This is a genomic window from Thermoanaerobaculum aquaticum, from assembly GCF_000687145.1.
GTDB classification, from domain to species: domain Bacteria; phylum Acidobacteriota; class Thermoanaerobaculia; order Thermoanaerobaculales; family Thermoanaerobaculaceae; genus Thermoanaerobaculum; species Thermoanaerobaculum aquaticum.
Window position 1 is genome coordinate 1 of the sequence record NZ_JMFG01000006.1, and the last position, 17319, is coordinate 17319.

General features: G+C 61.8%; 12 protein-coding genes. 9 read left to right on the top strand and 3 right to left on the bottom strand.

Annotated elements, in window-relative coordinates:
• Nucleotides 1-340: 340 nt before the first annotated feature.
• Nucleotides 341-511 carry a hypothetical protein gene (locus tag EG19_RS13560; protein ID WP_161685288.1) on the bottom strand — a complete coding sequence of 57 codons (171 nt, stop codon included), beginning with the start codon at nucleotides 509-511 and terminating at the stop codon, nucleotides 341-343.
• Between the two features lie 10 nt (nucleotides 512-521).
• Here EG19_RS13560 and EG19_RS13045 point away from each other — a divergent pair, with 10 nt between their 5' ends.
• The 6 genes from EG19_RS13045 (at nucleotide 522) to argS (ending at nucleotide 13582) form a co-directional block, all read left to right on the top strand.
• On the top strand, nucleotides 522-3332 hold the full coding sequence (locus EG19_RS13045; protein ID WP_161685291.1) for a PilC/PilY family type IV pilus protein: 2811 nt from the start codon (nucleotides 522-524) through the stop codon (nucleotides 3330-3332).
• Between the two features lie 116 nt (nucleotides 3333-3448).
• The gene (locus EG19_RS12220) at nucleotides 3449-4180 is read left to right on the top strand and encodes a class I SAM-dependent methyltransferase (RefSeq protein ID WP_161685293.1); all 732 of its coding nucleotides are present in this window, start codon (nucleotides 3449-3451) and stop codon (nucleotides 4178-4180) included.
• A gap of 9 nt (nucleotides 4181-4189) precedes the next feature.
• A complete protein-coding gene (locus EG19_RS02330) occupies nucleotides 4190-6187 on the top strand; it encodes a DUF2298 domain-containing protein (RefSeq protein WP_038047047.1) in 1998 nt (665 codons plus the stop codon).
• Between the two features lies 1 nt (nucleotide 6188).
• A complete protein-coding gene (locus tag EG19_RS02335; protein WP_038047050.1) occupies nucleotides 6189-9824 on the top strand; it encodes a DUF2298 domain-containing protein in 3636 nt (1211 codons plus the stop codon).
• Nucleotides 9821-11353, top strand: coding sequence for a flippase activity-associated protein Agl23 (locus tag EG19_RS02340; protein WP_038047052.1), 1533 nt, complete (start codon nucleotides 9821-9823; stop codon nucleotides 11351-11353). The genes EG19_RS02335 and EG19_RS02340 overlap by 4 nt, the downstream gene beginning before the upstream one ends.
• Nucleotides 11354-11392: 39 nt before the next feature.
• Complete coding sequence (gene argS, locus EG19_RS02345; protein ID WP_053334781.1) at nucleotides 11393-13582, top strand: arginine--tRNA ligase domain-containing protein; 2190 nt, start codon at nucleotides 11393-11395, stop codon at nucleotides 13580-13582.
• Nucleotides 13583-13605: 23 nt separating this feature from the next.
• Here the strand turns inward: argS and EG19_RS02350 are convergent, their stop codons facing one another.
• Complete coding sequence (locus tag EG19_RS02350; protein ID WP_038047055.1) at nucleotides 13606-13848, bottom strand: CDGSH iron-sulfur domain-containing protein; 243 nt, start codon at nucleotides 13846-13848, stop codon at nucleotides 13606-13608.
• A gap of 11 nt (nucleotides 13849-13859) precedes the next feature.
• Nucleotides 13860-14834, bottom strand: a complete 975-nt coding sequence (locus EG19_RS02355; RefSeq protein ID WP_038047057.1) for a TGS domain-containing protein — start codon at nucleotides 14832-14834, stop codon at nucleotides 13860-13862.
• A 41-nt stretch (nucleotides 14835-14875) separates the two neighbouring features.
• Between EG19_RS02355 and EG19_RS02360 the strand changes: the two genes are divergently transcribed.
• From EG19_RS02360 to EG19_RS02370, 3 genes are read left to right on the top strand one after another with little or no spacing between them, the layout of a single operon-like run.
• Entirely contained in the window at nucleotides 14876-15196 is a 321-nt protein-coding gene (locus tag EG19_RS02360; protein WP_038047060.1) for a hypothetical protein, read from the top strand.
• Nucleotides 15193-16554 carry a sodium:solute symporter family protein gene (locus EG19_RS02365; protein WP_038047064.1) on the top strand — a complete coding sequence of 454 codons (1362 nt, stop codon included), beginning with the start codon at nucleotides 15193-15195 and terminating at the stop codon, nucleotides 16552-16554. Before EG19_RS02360 ends, EG19_RS02365 begins: the two co-directional genes overlap by 4 nt.
• The gene (locus EG19_RS02370; RefSeq protein WP_038047068.1) at nucleotides 16551-17210 is read left to right on the top strand and encodes an endonuclease III domain-containing protein; all 660 of its coding nucleotides are present in this window, start codon (nucleotides 16551-16553) and stop codon (nucleotides 17208-17210) included. The genes EG19_RS02365 and EG19_RS02370 overlap by 4 nt, the downstream gene beginning before the upstream one ends.
• The last annotated feature ends 109 nt before the right edge of the window (nucleotides 17211-17319 follow it).

A 17319-nucleotide genomic window follows, 5' to 3' on the forward strand; every position in this document is an offset into this window, starting at 1 on the left:
CCAACACCCCGGCCGTCACGCCCACCCGGACCCCTACTCGCACCAATACGCCGGCCGTGACACCCACCCGCACCCCAACCCGCACCAATACCCCGGCGGCTACCCCAACGCGCACGCCCACCCGCACCAACACCCCGCCACCGACGTTCACCCCGACCCCCACCCGCACCCCCACCAAGAAACCCCTTGGTCCCGAGCCGCCTCCTCAGGCTAGGCTCAAAACCAATCCTTTGGATCGTCTGGCTTCCGTTTTCCGGCAGGCATGGGCATCGCTGGTGGCCGGCGTGAAAGCCTCCGCTTCGCCGCGGGTTGCAGAAGCGCAGGTGGGTACGGGCAACATTTACGAGTACAGGTTGCGGTACTTTAACCCCAGCCGTTTGGCGGTGGTCAAAAACGTGATGGGTGACTCGGTGAGCGTCTGGGTGCCACCCCAGGAGTGGCCTGCGGTGGACAATAGCTTTTGGAACGAAAGCGTGGTCACTGATACCAGATCGGGTATCACCACCCGCACGTACACCACCTTGACCTGCCAGGCGATGGCCCCAGCACCCCCGTTTGACACAGCCGCCTTGCCCGCCCCACGTCTCCCAAGGAACGTGGTCGGTCGCTATAAAGACAAGATCAATTGGGCAGTGCTCACCTATTCTTACGATGAGGGTGACCCCACCGTCTCTATTTCGAACTGTGATACCTGTACGGTAAACCGCGAGATCAACTACTCAATGCTTGGCGACGTGACCAGCATTCTGGACAAGATGAAGCTTGCCAAAGATGGAGGCTTCAAGGTGTGGGCGGGGACGCCCACCAAGGGAGCCCTTAAGTTTGCAAAAGAGGTAATTCAAAAGACCAAGGACGGTCTCTTATTCACGGATTACCAAGGCCAGGTATTCAGTCCCCCTGGCGACGCGCTGGCGCAGTGTCGCCTTTGGGGTGTTTTGCTGATTACGGATGGAGCTTCCAATTACTGTAACCCAGAGAGTGGGGAGCCAGGTGGGCGCGATAACTGGTGGAACGACTGCGCCACCAATGCCAGCAGTAACTGGGCTGACTACCCACCGGGCGAGGCCGATGCTATTTTCAACCTCTGGAGCCCCAACCCGCCCCGGACCTTTGCCATTGGGCTTTCCGCAGACGTGAACCAGTGCGAGCTTAACTGGACTGCCTTTAAGGGCCGCACCGACGCTTCGGCACCTTTGGGCGACGGGGGCGTGAAGTATCAGTCCGACCCCAGGTTGTGGGACCCGGTTAACGGAACGTGGGCAAACTTTGACCCCTCCGCCCCATACGCATTCTTCGCCTTGACCCCGGAGCAATTCGAACAAGCCGTGGAGGCGGTGCCCGCCTCTCTGGGCACTGGTGATTACGTGACTGGTCCGCCCTCCGGTGCGCCGTCAGCCTCCGGCACCGGCACCGTAGGGCTCATTGCATCGGTTAAGTACCCCACCTGGCAGGGCCACCTCTACGCTTACGATGTCACCAATAAAGTATTTGACGCCCCGCCCTACTTCCCGCTGCTGTGGGACGCGGGTCAGGTTCTGGCTTCGGGGAATAACGGCTTTGCCCGCAAGATTTACACCTGGAACCCAATCACCAAGGACCTAATTCTAATTGACGATCCAGCTTCCGATGCCGCCACCCTCAACGCCTTGTGCGGTGGCTGTGGCATTACGCCCCAGGTGGTGGACTTCATGCTGGGCAACGACGGCACCCTGACCAACACCCGCCGCCCCTGGCTTTTGGGGGCCCTGGTGAACAGCACACCCGCCATCATCGGCGCACCGGAGCATTGGACGCAATCCATCGGGTTGGATACCCAGCGTCGCGATTTCGAGGCTACTTACTCGACTCGCCATTCAATTGTTTGGGTGGGAGCTTCTGACGGCATGCTCCACGCGTTTGACCTTGTGGACGGGGCAGAAGTCTTGGCTATCGCCCCGCCCGACCTTTTGGACACACAAGTGCGGTTGTTTACCCAATACTCCCTGGACCCAGTCCGCTTCCCCATGGGGCAACCGGCCGCCGCCGACCGTCACATCTATGGGGTTGCTAGCTCGCCACGGTTTGCCGATGTGTACGACGGAAGCAAGTTCAGGACCGTGCTCTACCTCACCGAGGGCCCAGGTGGTACCGGTCTCCATGCTTTGGACGTGACCCATATCTACCCCGGCCGTACCATTGACGCCATAAATTACCCTGCAGATCCCAACTACAGCGCCACCAAGCCTTTTGAACCGCTGTTCAGCATTACCCAAAACGGGGAAGCGGGTACCTCGGCGGTTTCGGGCTTGAAACTTACGCTCTCCGTGCCCGCAGTGGCTCGGGATGAGACAAACGTGTGGAGGGTGATGGTGGCCCGCGGGTATCCCTGGCCATCTGATCCTAACAAGCTCACAGCGCCGCAGGTGTTTGTCTTCGACGCTCTCACCGGCGCCCTTCTTGATACCGAGACTTTGAGCTCTCTGGCTGACGCCAAGGTTTGGGTGAAAAACCAGGCCCTTGCGGACACCGGCTTCTTCCAAACCCGCGCCAAGTTCTTTAGGCCCGATAACGCTGCCGACCAAGGTGTGCAACCCGACCTTCACGGACAGCTGTGGGTCTTGGATCGCCTTACTGCCAGCAGCTTCAAAGCAACGGTGAAGGCCTCGCTCGCTGACAAGTTCGGCAGTCGGTTCGTACCGTTCTACTTCCCCTCTGCGGAAAATGGCTGGCCCACCAACGATCCAAAATACGACGTTTACGCCCTAGCGTCTGGGAGCTATTACGAAAACTCCTGGTTTATTAACCCGCCAACCACCACTTGGAACGGCGGAAACTTCTTCCGTGCTGGCCTTCACGTAGTGGTTGATAAGTTCGATCCGCCCAAGTCAACCAACACCTTAAGCCTCTGGGTTGAGGATCAAAAGCACCCCGATCCTGACAACCCACCGTTGAATCCGGGCGATCCGGTGATTTTGGAACCCTTTAGCCCCAGGTCTCAGCCCACAGCCCCGCCGTTCCTCTTCGTTCCCGAGGAAAAGAAGGGCGGGGCAGATGTGCTTGTCGTCGCGCTCATCTACGATCCCGATGCCGAGTTTTGCTTCGGCCACACCTACTTGGTCACTTGGAAGGTGAAACCCTCTGACCTTTCGAACCCGGGTGAGTTCAAGGCCTACGAAGGCGGGAAGGGGGCTTCTTCCGGAATCTTAGTGACTCCATCCGGCATTGTTTTTGCCAAATCGTGGGTGGGTAGCGAGTCTGAAGGTAACGCGTACTTTGAGCCTCCCCAGGTGCCCATTGATACGGGTGGAGCACCTACTCCCAGGGGGATCCTCTGGTGGCGAGAAGTCCAGTAGCGTTAACCGGTCTTCACCAGCGGGGGCGGGCTACAGCCCGCCCCCGCTGTGTTTCACCTTCGCTCGAAGAAGAACTGTACCGCCAACTCGAGGATCTACCGGCCTTTCGCGCGTTGGTGCGCGCGAAAGAAACGCTGCTCCTCCGTTCTTGGCCCAGACCTAGACCGGTTGTGGATTTGGGGTGCGGAGATGGGCACTTTGCCTCCATGACCTTTGCCCCACCGGCGGACGTTGGCGTTGATCCCCATTGGCTGGCCCTGCGGGAAGCCTCCGCTCGAAAAGGCCACCGGCTGCTGGTGCGGGCCAACGGGGCCAATCTGCCGTTTCCCTCGCAATCCGTTGGCACGGTGGTTGCCAACTCGGTGCTGGAGCATATCCCGGCGTTAGAAGCGGTGCTTTCCGAAGTGGTTAGGGTCCTGCGGCCGCAGGGGCGCTTCTACCTCACGGTCCCAGGGCCCGGCTTTTCCCGTTACCTTTCTGTGGCGCGGTTTTTCGACGCCCTCAGGTTAAGACCGCTCGCTGGTTGGTACCGGACGTTTTTCAACCGGGTTTCCCGCCACGTTCACGTGGACCCGCCGGAGGTCTGGATCGCCCGCCTGGATCGGCTGGGGTTTTCGGTGGTGGCCTCGCAGTCGTACCTGGGACCACGGGCGTTAACGGTGGTGGAGTGGGGCCACTACCTGGGCTTCCCGCTTTACCTGGCTAAGAAAATCACCAAGAGCTTTCGGCCCTGGCATTGGCGCTGGAAGCAAGCGTGGCTGGCGCACTGGCTGGTCAAGGTGGCCGCCGAAGACGTAGGGGAAGGGGCGTACTGGTTTTTCGCGGCGGAAAAGGGGAATACAACGTAAAATACGTTTATGACGCTCTTGTTCCAAGGTTTTGCCTGGTACGGGTTGTTGTTCGTGGGCGGCGTTGCGGGCTTTCCCCTAGCAAAAAAGTTGGTGCCAAGCGGTCTCGGGGCATGGGCTTGCGCACGCCTCGTGGGTTTCGCTATTCCCGCCTTTTTGTGCTGGTACCTGGGATTAGCAGGCTTAACCGGCTGGGTTTGGGTGGCCCTCCCGGTTGTCGCTTTTGGCGTGTTTTGGGGCACCCGAAACATCCGCCAGGAACAGAAAACCATCGTGGAGTTGGAAGCGGTAGGCCTTGCAGCTTTTTGGCTGCTGGTTTTGCTCCGCAGCCAAAACTTTGCAGTGACGGGAACGGAAAAACCCATGGATTTAGCCATTCTCGCCAGCCTCATGCGCCCCCAGGCTCTCCCACCGGGCGACCCCTGGTTTGCCGGTTATCCTCTTCCCTATTACTACTGGGGGTTTTTGCCTTGGACTCTGCCAGCCAGACTGTCGGGGTTTTTCCCAGACGAGGTTTTCAACCTTCTCGTCCCCACTTTGGCCGGTCTCACGGCGCAGTTAGCCTACGCTTGGGCGAGAACCTGGGACCTGGGGAAGCTTCCCGCGACAGCTGCAGCTGCAAGCTCAGTTTTTTTGGGCACTACCGATGGGTGGGTCCAGCTCTTGAAAGGCGAGGCCGGCTTCTTTACGTCCAACCTGTGGGACGCCTCGCGAGGAATTGCTCACACCATCACCGAGTTTCCGTTGTTCACCTACCATTTGGGGGACCTGCACCCCCACCTGTTGTGTCAGCCTTGGATTCTCGGCTGCTTCCTTCTTTGGACAGGTACCGAGAGCTTGCGCTGGCCTCTCAAGCTGTTAGTTCGGGCCCTGTTCTTCGGGGTGGTGGCCGCGACCAACCCCTGGGCCGTGCCTTTTCTTGGCCTCTCCCTGGCGGCGCTTCTCTGGGCCACCACGGGCCGAACGTTCCATGCGGGTGGTGAAGCGCTGCTTGCCGGCCTTTTGGCTTTCGCCCTGTTTTTCCCCGCCTGGGCTAGCTTGCCTGCCGGTGCTTCCGGGCTGGGATGGGTCACAACTCCCACCACCCTCGGAGAAATTGGGCGGGTCCTTCTGCCTGCCCTTATCCCATCTCTCGTTTTTGCCGCCTGGTTCTTCTTCAAAGAACACCGCCTCTTAGGGCTTCCAGCAGCGTTTCTGGGCTTTGTGGTCGTCGCTTTGGCTTCTGCCAGGCCTCTGGTGGCCCTGGCCCTGACCCTGGCCGTGGCGGCCTTGTGGTTTGCCATCAAGAACGGCGACGCCAAACCAGCTGCTGCCATCCTGGCATCGTGTCTGGCAGGTCTCATGCTGATGGAGCTCGTTTACCTCAAGGACCCGTACGGGCCCGAGTGGTACCGCATGAACACGGTGTTCAAAACCTTAAGCTTTGTCTTTCTGGTGCTGCCGGTTCCCAGCATCCGTTTGTTGGCGCTGGCTCAAAACCTTGGATTTCCACGGGCACTCCGCTGGCTCATCCTTCCCTGGGCCCTGAGCTTACCCCAGCTTGCCACCCTGGCTCGCTCCGCCTGGCCACCACCCCCTGACTTTTCCGGCCTTTACTGGATGGCCCCCGGTGAGGCGGAAGCCGCGCACTTTTTGCACCGGACTAGCGCCTCGGAGATCCTCGTTGAAGGCATTGGTCCCGCCTACTCCGACGCCGCTCGCCTGAGCGCCGCCTCAGGGGTGCCTGCGGTTTTGGGTTGGGAAAACCATGAGGGCCTTTGGCGCCGGCCTGAGTTCGGCCCTCTCATCGCGGACCGCAGCGAAAAGGTGAGCAGCCTCTACCGCTGTCAAGAGGTTGAGTGCGTGCAGGGTTTTGCCGCCGAGCTGGGGGCCACGTTGTTGGTAGTGGGCTCCGTGGAACGCCGCCTTTACCCGGAAATGAACGAAGAGGTTCTCAAAAACGCTGGGGACGTCGCCTTTGCCTCAGGCGAGGTAACCCTCATCCGCCTGGCACCGCCCCTCCCCTAGCATGAAACACAAGAAGCTCTTCTTCCCCTTCGTTTTGGCCGCCACTCTTCGCTTTACCGGCTTGGCCTGGGACGGGTGGTATCACCAGCACCCGGACGAGCGCTTCTTGGTCATGGTTGCGGAAAGCCTTTCCTTCCCCAAAAGTTTGGGTGAAGCTCTGGATCCTAACCGCACCCCACTTAACCCACAAAACCACCCCGAGTTTGGCTTTTACGTTTACGGCGCACTCTTCCCCAACCTCAATTTTACGGTGGCCAAGCTCTTTGGCTTGGCCCACTACCGGGGTCTTCTGCAAACCGGGCGGGTCTTGGCTTCCTTGTTTGACTGCCTCACCCTTTGGGTTTTAAGCCTTACCGCTTGGCGCTTGGCCGGCCCCGGGGCCGCAACGACCGTGGCGTGGCTTTACGCCTTTTCCGGCCTTCTGGTCCAAAACGCCCGATTTGGCACTCCTGATGCCCTGGGCATGCTGGCCGTAGCCCTGTGCCTGGCCTTCAGCCTCCGGGCTCAGTCCACCCCGCGCGCAGCGCTTGCGGGCTTGGCGGTGGGGCTTGCCGCAGCCGTCCGTCCTAACTTGGTCACAATGGCCTTGCCGGTGAGCCTCGCTCTTCTCTTGATGCCGTTGCGCAAACCAACCGCAAGGCCGTGGCTATCACGTGTCCTTTGGCTGTTGGTTGCCGGTGGAACGGCCCTGGTTACCTGGAAGCTTCTGGACCCTGGTTTCTTCGCCACCACTTTTTCGCCACTGCCGCACCCAAGAAGGCTGGCCTCGTTCCGTGAGCTGGCAGGATTTGTTTCCGGAGAAGGCCAGTACCCGCCTAACCTTCAGTGGGCCGACCGCGGTCCCGTCTTTCTCCTTTCCAATTACCTCTTTTGGGGGTTGGGACCAGCCTTGGGGCTAGCCTTCGCCTGGAGCCTCGTGGGGACTTTCAAGCGCGCACTCCTAGGGGATCGGCACACTTGGGTCATGCTGGCCTGGCTCGTTCCAGTTACCGCCTTTCAGGCCACGCGCTTGGTGTGTTCTGCGCGACATTACTTAGGCGCAACTCCGTTTTTCTTTTTGCTCCTGGCCATTATTGTCCGCCGCTGGCCTGCAAAACTGCGGGTCGCCCTGGTGGTTCTCACGCTCCCCTGGGGCCTTGCTTGGGCCGCGCGAGCCTGGCAGCCCTATACCCGGCTGGAAGCCAGCGAGTACCTTAGAGCCCATTTTCCACCTGAAACCGTCATTGCCACCGAGGCCTGGGACGATGGGCTGCCCATTGATTACGGTGCCGAACGTTTTAGGTACCGAGAAATTCCGGTGTACGCTCCCGACACTCAAGAAAAACGGGAACAGCTCCTCGCTATTCTTCACGAAGCCAAGGTAATTGTCCTTTCTTCCCAAAGGGGTGTAGGGAGCATCTGCCGGGTCCCCGACGCCTATCCCCTGATGTCCGAGTTTTACCACTTGCTCTTCGGTGGTCAGCTGGGTTTTCGCCTGGTGCACAGCCAGGAACGCCGCTTGGGGTGGGGTCGCTGGGGGCTTTCAGACCTTGGGGCTGAAGAAGCATTTTCCGTTTACGATCACCCACCGGTTTGGATTTTTGCAAAGGATGCCAGCTACAACCCGGAGATGGTGACCCACCTTTTGGCGCGGGTAAGGCTTCCGGAAAACACCGACTGGCACACCCGTGAGCTGGAGGCCCGCGGCCTTCCCCCCTATTTGAAGATTCCCGCGCAAGCCTACAGCACGTTTTTCAACTGGGGAAGAGGCTTTTTGGCCCAAGGAGCAAGTACCCTTTTGTGGCTGCTCTGGTGCGAATGGCTTGGTCTTTTGGCGACCGTCTGGCTCGTACACAAATGCGGCTTGGGCAGGCCTGCGGGGAGCCTGCTAGCAAGGCCTCTGGCCTTTCTGGTTCTGGGTATGGTCTTGCTTTGGACCGGCACCTTGGGAATGCCCCGCTGGCAATGGCTGCCATGGGTGGTGGTGGCGCTGATCCTGAGCTGGCGCTGGCGTTTCCTCCTGTGGTCAACTCTGAATCATGCCGAGGTTGGTTTTGCCAGACATTTGTTTGTCTTCACCTTCATTATCTTCCTGGCCATTCGCGCTTTTAACCCTGAAATTTACTGGGGTGAAAAGCCAATGGACAGCGCGATCTTCTTTTCCTTGGTACGCTCGCCTAGCGTGCCGCTCGCTGACCCTTGGTTTGCGGGGTACCCCATTAACTACTACTTTTTTGGCTTTTTGCCCCACGTCGCCCTGGCTTCCGCTTCTTTGGCGCATCCAGCGGTAGCTTTTAACTTGGCGGCGGCTACGGTACCTGCCTTGACTTTTTTGGGTGCGGCCTCGGTCAGTTTCACTTTCTGCCAAAGAAAATCCTCGGCTCTTCTCGGGGGCGTCATGGCCCAATTGGCAGGAACCGCCTACCTGTTGGTGCGACCGGGTCACCTTTTGAGTCCCAATTTTGACCGTTTCTGGGCGAGTTCGAGGGTAATCCCGGAGGGGATTAACGAATATCCAGTGTGGACGGCGCTGTTTGCGGATCTCCACGCCCATTTCTTAAGCTTTCCCGGGTTTCTCACCACCGTTGCCCTGCTTTTGTTTTTGGCCCAGGGATGGTACCAGGCCCGGAGTCTCCTATTCCCTCTGGCCCTGGCACTGGCCGCGCAGTACATGAGTAACACCTGGGAAATGCCGGCTTTAGCCTTCCTTTTCATGGTTGCCGTGGGGGCGAGCATGTCAACGGCGCCCCGTCCTTATGTTTGCGGCCTGTGGTTCGGTGCTCGTACCCTTTTCTTCGCTGCTCTCTTGACTTACCCATTCCTCAGCGCCCAGCACCTTCCGCAGGGTCGGTTTTTTCTCGAAAAAGGGCAAGGGGTGACGTGGGACCAGTACCTGGAGCTGTACGGCGTTCACGGCGTCGTCTTCCTCCTCGTGCTGGTCGCTGCTTGGCAAGGCCTATCTTGGGTACCCCATAGGTGGTTCGTGGGGGCAGTTGCGCTTTTGGCAACGGCGTACATTTGGGGTCCCGTTTATTTCACCCTCGTGGACAAGATGAACACCTACTTCAAGCTGGGCTTGCAAGCCTTTCTCCTCTTGGGAGCTTTCGCCGGTGGATTATGGGGCAAGAGCTACGAGTTGTCCCCTACCTGGCCCCGACGGCTGTTGCGGGGCTGCGCTTGGGCGCTAATGGCTGTTGGTCTCGCCCAGGCTACCTGGAACGCCTGGGCCGTTGTCACCACCCGTCGCCTTCCCGGGCCCCGCCCCACCCTGGATGGCCAGGCTTACCTGCGGTCAGCCCAACCGCCAGTGGCCGTAGCGGCGGAGCGTTGCCAGAAGAGTCCATTGGGGGTTGTGGCAGAAGAGGCCAGCCCCTCGTACGGTGATAACCTGCGTCTGCCCATGTTTTGTGGGGTGCCGGCAATGGTGGGCTGGGATTACCACCTCTGGCAAAGGGGGAAGTCGCAGGCGGAAATTCGCCTGCGGATGGCCGACTTAGACCTCATACTGCGGGGCAGCCCCCCGGAGATGGCTAAGGCTCTGGCCAACCGGTGGGATATTGACTGGCGGGCTTCCTGGCAGGAACCACCATCACCCTTGCCGGACTTTGAGCCGCTTTCGGAAACTGACGGGCGAGTGTGGGTAAGGAGCAAGAAATGAAGCGCTGGGAAAAGGTGGCGTGGTGGCTGCTGGGCCTTGCGGCTGTGGTTTCCCGATTCCTGTTCTTAGGGGAAAGGGTTCCCCACCATGACGAAGCCGTCCATGCGCACTTGGCCCGGGAGCTCCTGCTTTTAGGTAAGTACCAGTATGACCCCACCTACCACGGCCCGCTGCAGTTTTACGTCATGGCGCCGCTGATGGCGGTGTTCGGGCAAAACGACTTCGTAGTGCGGATTTGGGCAGCCGTCTGTGGTGTGGGGCTGGTCCTCGCCCCCGCGCTGCTCCGCAAACGGGTGGGCGGCTCCGGCGCTTTGGGCATGGGAGTGCTGATGCTCTTTTCGCCAACGCTCACCTATTACTCGCGCTTTGCCCGAGAGGATGCGCCGGTGATTTTCTTTACCTTTGCTGCTGCGGCCCTCCTTTTGGCGGGCCAGCGACACAGGCGCTATGCGCTGTTCCCCGTTGCGGTTTTGGCGGCGCTCCACCTGGCCTCCAAGGAAACCTTTTACGTTTACCTTGTGGTGTTGGCCGTGGCCTGGTGCGCCACGTGGATCAGGCGACCAAGTTACGCTTGGACCACGCTCCAGCCATGGCTCAAGCAGAATCAAACTAACCTCTTAGCTGCTTTTTTCCTCTTCCTCGCGGTAACACTCACACTTTACACTTTTTTCTTCCGCCATCCTGAAGACATCCTTTTTCCCGTTAAGGCGGTGGTTTACTGGTGGGGTCAGCATGCCCAGGAGCGGGTTGCCGGACCGGCTTGGTACTACCTGCCGCGGCTGGCCCTTTACGAGTTTGCCATCCTAGGTTTAGCTGCGGGCTTTTACTGGCAGCGGCGGCGAAGGATTTCGGCAACGTGGCGTTTTTTCTTCTTTTGGGGTTTGGTTTCGCTGGCCATGTACGCGTACTTGGGAGAGAAGGTCCCGTGGCTCGCGTTGCATCAAATCCTCCCATTTCTGCCCCCGGCTGGAATCGCGTTGGGCCGGCTGGTGAGCAGGGGTGCGTGGCGTGCCCGAATGGGGGTTCTGGTTTTGTTTGCCGCCACCGCCTGGAACACCGTCCAGGCTTGCTTCGTCAACTCGGCCATTGAGCCTAGCACCGGAAAAGCCGAGCTTTTGGTGTACGTGCAAACCGTGCCGTCTTTCAAAGCCATCATTGAAGAGGGCAAGCAATTGGCGGCGCAAAGCGGGGATGAGTTGGCGATAGCCGTGGCCGGCGAAGCAGGATGGCCATTGGCTTGGAGCTGGGCCAACATCCCGGTCTGGTGGGACACACCCAAGGAGGGGCAAAACATCCGCTTGTTCCTCTGCGACCCGGGTCGGGAGCAGGAAATCGTCAACACCTTGGGCAAGGGCTTCGGATGCGGCGAAATTCCCTTACGGGCGTGGTGGGCAGAAGAAGGGCCTTTCACGCTAAGGGGGGTAACCACGTGGTTTTTCACCCGCCAGGCGTGGTCGCCGGTGGGATTTCAGTCGGTAACCGTTTGCCGTATCCTCCCGGAACCTCCCGCCGGCTCTTCGGCACCGTAAGCTTGCCGGCAGCGGGTAGAATCCCCGCCGGGAGGGGTCATGGTTTTAGCGGTTCGGGCTGCTTTGGAAGCGCTGCTGCAAGAAGAGCTCAGCCTCCGGGGTTTTGAGGTTTCCCCACGGGTGGAGGTGCCGCCCCGTCGGGAGCTGGGGGATCTGGCGTGGGCGGGGGCTCTGGCCCTGGCCAAGAGCCTGGGAAAGCCACCACGGGGCCTGGCTCAGGAGCTGGCCAAATCCCTGGAGGCCAAGCTGCAGCAGGCTGAAGGGCCCCTGGGCTTGCTGGAGCCCAAAGTTTCCGTGGAAGGCCCCGGCTTTTTGAACTTCCACCTCCGGCGCGGCCCGGTGGTGGGCCAAGCTCTGCAGGCCGGCTTTCACGAAACGCCAGAGCGGCCGGCCAAGATCATCGTCGAGCACACCAACATCAACCCCAACAAGGCCGCCCACATTGGGCATCTGCGCAACGCGGTGCTGGGCGACGTGCTGGCCCGCTGCTTGCGGTTTTTGGGCTACCCCGTAGAGGTGCAGAACTACATTGACGACACCGGCGTGCAGGTGGCGGATGTGGTGGTGGGTTTTGTGTTTTTGCCGGAGGCCGAGCTGTTGGAGGCGGTTCGCCAGGTTTGGCCTTCCCCTTCCTCGCGCCGGGAGGTGCTGGAGGAGTTTGCCAAAAGAAAGCGGGAGAACCGCCTGGTGGTGGAGGCCTTGGGAGAAGCCGATTTCGATGACCTCTGCTGGCAGCTTTACCCCCAGGTCACCCGCTGGTACGAGCAGAACCCCGAAGCCAGCGCCAGAAGGACCGAGGTCCTGCACGCCCTGGAGGGCGGCGCTCCCGAAAGCCTCAGTCTGGAGGAGGCGGTGGCAGCCCTTGCCGCCGGCAACCAAGACCCGCAAGCCCTGGCCCGGCTGGGAGCGGCTGTCGCCGAGACCAACCTGCGCTGCCATTTGCTCACCATGGGCCGGCTGGGGGTGGCCTACGACGTGCTGCCCCACGAGTCGGACATCCTGCGCCGGGGCTTTTGGCAACGGGCCTTTGAGCTCTTGCAAGAGGCGGGTTGCATCCGCAAGGAAACCGATGGGAAGAACGCCGGCTGCTGGGTGATGAGCCTGGCGGATTCCCCGGAGTTTGCAGGCATGGCCGATGCCGACAAGATCCTGGTGCGCTCCAACGGCACCGTCACCTACACCGGCAAGGACATCGCCTACCAGCTCTGGAAGCTGGGGCTTCTGCGGGACCCCGACGGCACCTGCCACGACTTCGGCTACGTGCCCTTTGCCCGCTTCCACCAGGATGGCCCCGCAGCTCCGGTGCGCTACGGGGAAGGGCCCCGGGTGCTGTTCCGCACCTCGGCGGACCCCAACCAAAAACCGGAAAACGCCTCCTTTGGCCGCGGGCAGAAGGTTTACAACGTCATTGACGTGCGCCAGTCCTACCCGCAAAAGGTGGTGAAGGAAGCGGTGCGAGCGCTAGGGTTTCCGGAAAGCGCGGAAAACTCCATCCACTTTGCTTACGAAATGGTGGCCCTCACCCCCAAGGCCGTGCACCAATTGGAAGCGCAAACGGGCACTTCCTTTGGCCTCAACCCGGAGGAAGAAAAAAAGCCCTTTGTGGAGATGTCCGGACGCCGGGGCCTGGGCGTCAAGGCCGACGAACTCCTGACCACGCTGGTGGTGGAAGCCAAGAAGGCCATCCGCGAGCGGCTTCCCGAAGGGGAAAGCCCCGCCGATCTGGAAAGCCGTGCCCGGGACATTGCCGTGGGGGCTCTGCGCTACCAAATGGCCCGCCAGGGCCGCAACCGTGTATTGGCCTTTGACTTTGCGGAAGCCTTGGCCTTCGAAGGGGATACCGGGCCGTACCTGCAGTACTCGGCAGTGCGGGCCAAGAAGATCTTCGAAAAGCTCGCCCAGGCCGGGCTTGCGGGAAGCCCTGAGGAAGACGCCGCGGCGCTGGCCAGTACCCTGCTACCCAACGATCTCTGGGAGCTGGCCTTTTCCTGCCTCCGCACCCCGGAGGTGGTGGAAAAGGCCGTGGCTTCTCTGGAGTTTTCGCTTTTGGCCGGCCACGCCCGGGAGCTCGCCCAGACCTTCCACAACCTCTACCACCGCTACCCGGTGCTGCACGCGGAAAACGAACAGGAGCGGGCGGTGCGGCGGGCGGTCTTCCGCCTCTTCCTGCTCACCATCACCACGATCCTGGAAGAGCTTCTGGGCATCCCCGTCCCGGCGGAGATGTAACCCGGGCGCGGCCGGCACCCCCGCTATTCGGGAAGCGTGCGGTGGGTGCCGTCGCAAAAGGCCCCTTTGCCCGAGTGCTTGCACCCACACCAGGCCACCAGCTGCTTTTCGGTGATCTCCACCTTCACCGGCGAAAAGCCCGTGCCCTTGTGGGAGCCGTCGCAGAAGGGCTGGTTGGCCGAACGGCCGCAGGCGCACCAAAAGTACGTCCCCGGCTCCATTTCCAGCTTGTAAGGCTTCTTCTGGGCAATGGTAGGTTCTGCCATGCTCACCTCCTCTAGTAGTGCAATTCCACCACATCCCGGTCCCGCAGTTCAAAGTCCCGGGAAACCTTTTGTCCGTCCAGCTTGCCACCCCAAACCCGGGCAAAGGCCAGCTTTTCCGCAATGTCGCGGTGGATGCGCTCGGCCAGGTCCAAAACCGTTGAGCCCTGCGGCAGCACGAAAGGGGACGTGCGGTCGGCGGGCTTCCCCGGGGGCTTGGTGTACACGCGCACCAGCTGCAGCATCCGCCACAGCTTGACCTTGAAGGTTCCCAACCCCTGGTGGTTGGCCACCGAGATGCGCACCATGGGGTACTCGCCGCCGTACATCTCCTCCAGAACCTGCAGGTCCTCCTCCCGGGCGCGATCCACCTTGGATATCACCATGAGCGTGGGCAAAGGGGTGTCCCGGGGGTCAGCGTCTTCGGGGAGAGCCCCCACCAGCGGGATGCGCACCTCGGCGAGCCGCTGGCGAACCTCCTCCACGTCCTCGGGGAGCTCCGGGGAAGTGGGATCCACCACCAGGATGGCCGCATCGGCCCCCCGCACCACGTTGGGAAGCCAGGGGTCCAGGTGGGAGGCGGTCACCGGCGGCAAATCCACCAGCTGAACGTGCACGTCCTCAAAGGGCATCATCCCCGGTTGCGGGCGGGTGGTGGTGAAGGGGAAATCGGCAATGGCCGGCTCGGCCCTGGTCACCGCCGCTAAAAGCGAGGATTTGCCTGCGTTTGGGGGCCCTAGGATCACCACCTGCGCCGCTCCCTCGGGCTCTACCTTGAACGTCAGCCCGTGCTTGGCCGCGCGGCTTTCCTCCTCCTGACGTAAGCGGGCCAGGCGCCTCTTGATGTCCGCCTGCAGCTTTTCCGTCCCCTTGTGTTTGGGGATGGTGGCCAGCATTTCCTCCAGAGCCTGGCGCTTTTCCTCCAAGGTTCTGGCGGCCCTGAACTTGGCTTCGGCGGCCTTGTACTGGGGCGTGAGGTTCGCCGGCATGGCCTCATTCTACCCAACGGCAAACGCTAAACTGCCCCGGTATGGCCAGGCGCGTCCTTCTGGGAATTACGGCCGCCGGAATGGTGCTCGCTGGGGTTTTTGCGCTTCCCCTGCTGGCGTTTTTGGGAGCGCTCGCAGCGGTGACGGCACTCTTGCTGGCCTGCACGCGCACGCAAGAAAAGCCCAAACCGTCTTTCGCCCTCGCCTGGCTTTCCGCCCTAACGGTAGGTGTGGTGCTCTTGGGGGCGTTTCTGCTTAAAACCCACTCGCCATGGGGCTTTCTGTGGCTTTTGGGACCTGGCTTCCTGCTGGCCGCTCCGGTTTTTCTCCGGTGGTTTGCGGAAAGCGCGCGTAAGCCATGAGCGTGGCTCCCCTTTTCCTGCTGCTTTTGGGCGTCGCTTTGGCCCTGGCCCTGGTACGCCGCCGGCTTTCCGCCGCTGGGTTTTTAGCAGCCGATCACCAGGCGGGGGCGGTGCTGACGGGCCTGGCGGGCACCGCCATAGGGCTTTCGGCGTTCGTGTTCGTGGGGGGACCGGCGCTCTTTGCCCAGCTGGGATCAGGGGCTTTTTGGCTCATCCTCTCCGCGCCCTTTACCGGCGTTTTGCAGTGCTGGGTGGTGGGGGGCTGGATCCTGGCGCACCACCCGCGCCCCCTCACGGTGCCCGAGCTTCTGGGCCAGCGTTTTGGCCCTGGGGTGAGGGTCACCGCGGCGGTGCTGGTGGCGCTGGGCTGCCTGGCGGCGCTTTCGGTGCAGGCCCGGGCGGTGGCGGTGCTGGCCGAGGGGCTGGGAGGGGGCAGCGGCGAGGTTTGGGCGCTGGCGGTTTTTCTCGCCACCGCGGCGTACATGGCTGCCGGCGGCATGCGCGCCGGGGTTTGGGTGGACGCGGTGCAGGGCGTGATCATGGGGTTGGTGGCGGTGGCGCTGGCCGCCAGTGCCCTGCTGCACACCCGGGAAGCTGTTGCCAACCTCTTTGCCGCCGGTTCTCCCTGGCTTACCGTTTTTGGCAAGGTCCCTCCTTCCCAGGCGGTGGCCTGGTACCTGCTCTTCTGCCTGGGCACGCTGGCCCAGCCCCACTACCTGCAGAAGTTCTTCCTGCTCCGCTCCCGGGAGGAGCTCCGCCGCTTCCCCTGGGTGCTTACGGTAAGCCTCATGGCCGTGCTGACCGTGTGGGTGGGGGTGGGGCTTTCGGCGCTGGCCCTGGTGCAGCAGGGGGAGCTGCCGGCAGGCGCCGGGGACGCGGTGGTTCCCTTGCTTTTAAAACGGCTGGGGCCCACGGCGGTGCTGGCGGCGGCGGTGGGTTGCCTGGCCGCCATCATGTCCACGGTGGCTTCCTTCTGCAACCTGCTTTCGGCCTGCCTGGCTTACGACCTCCCCCAGGCCTTGGGCCGCCCTGGGTGGTCCCTTGCCTGGTCGCGGGTGGTGACCCTGGCCGGTGGGCTTTTAGGGACGCTCCTGGGGGTAGGCAGTAGCCGCTCCGTGGCGTTTTTGGGGGTTTTGGGGTGGGGGTTCTTCACCGCCTCGCTGCTGCCGGCGGTGTTGGCCGCCCGTTTTTCCCTTGGCTCATCCCGCGCGCTCGTCACGGCCATGGTGCTGGGGGCGGGGGTTTGCGCCGGTCTCGAGCTCTTCCGCCCGCACCTGCCGATGGGGCTGGAACCCGGGCTTTTGGGGGCCTCCCTGGGGCTTTTGTGGCTGGTGGCCTTTTCCCGGGAGGAAACGTGAGCTGGACCAAGGAAGACCTCACCTGGCTTTTGACCACCCTGCACGGGGCGGTCCGGGGGTTCCCCGCCACCACCCTGGCGCACGTGGAAAAAAGCAGGGATCCCTTTCGCCTTTTGGTGGCCTGCGTGATTTCCCTGCGCACCAAGGATCAGGTCACCGCCCAGGCCGCCGCCCGCCTCTTTGCGGTGGCCCCGGACGCAATGAGCCTGTCCCAGCTCCCCGCCGAGCGCATCGCCCAGCTCATTTACCCTGCGGGCTTTTACCGCACCAAGGCCCGGCAGCTGCAAAAGCTCGCCCAAATCCTGGTGGAACGGTGGGGTGGGCGGGTCCCGGAGTCCCGCGAAGAGCTTTTGAGCTTACCCGGCGTAGGCCGCAAAACCGCCAACCTGGTCCTGGGTTTGGGCTTCGGCATCCCCGCCATTTGCGTGGACACCCACGTGCACCGCATTGCCAACCGCCTGGGGCTGGTGCAAACCCGCCGCCCGGAAGAAACCGAAACCGCCCTGGAGCAGGTCTTGCCTTCCGAGTGGTGGATCCCCATCAACGACGTGCTGGTGACCTTTGGCCAGGAGGTCTGTACCCCGGTTTCCCCCAGGTGCTCCCGCTGCCCGGTGTCGTCCCGCTGCCCCAAGATTGGCGTGAACCGCCAGCGGTAAATCGGGCTGCAAAAAGCGAAGAGTGTGGGACCTGCGCTAAAAAATGTGGGAACCTCGCTAAAAAATGTGGCACCCGCGCTCCGTCGCGGGTCTTTTTTCTGTTTGCCGC

Bases quoted from the DNA above. Each gene is read 5' to 3' on its own strand.
- argS (WP_053334781.1), top strand. From the start codon at position 11,393: ATGGTTTTAGCGGTTCGGGCTGCTTTGGAAGCGCTGCTGCAAGAAGAG.
- EG19_RS02330 (WP_038047047.1), top strand. From the start codon at position 4,190: ATGACGCTCTTGTTCCAAGGTTTTGCCTGGTACGGGTTGTTGTTCGTG.
- EG19_RS02360 (WP_038047060.1), top strand. From the start codon at position 14,876: ATGGCCAGGCGCGTCCTTCTGGGAATTACGGCCGCCGGAATGGTGCTC.
- EG19_RS02365 (WP_038047064.1), top strand. From the start codon at position 15,193: ATGAGCGTGGCTCCCCTTTTCCTGCTGCTTTTGGGCGTCGCTTTGGCC.
- EG19_RS02350 (WP_038047055.1), bottom strand. From the start codon at position 13,848: ATGGCAGAACCTACCATTGCCCAGAAGAAGCCTTACAAGCTGGAAATG.
- EG19_RS02335 (WP_038047050.1), top strand. From the start codon at position 6,189: ATGAAACACAAGAAGCTCTTCTTCCCCTTCGTTTTGGCCGCCACTCTT.
- EG19_RS02340 (WP_038047052.1), top strand. From the start codon at position 9,821: ATGAAGCGCTGGGAAAAGGTGGCGTGGTGGCTGCTGGGCCTTGCGGCT.
- EG19_RS02355 (WP_038047057.1), bottom strand. From the start codon at position 14,834: ATGCCGGCGAACCTCACGCCCCAGTACAAGGCCGCCGAAGCCAAGTTC.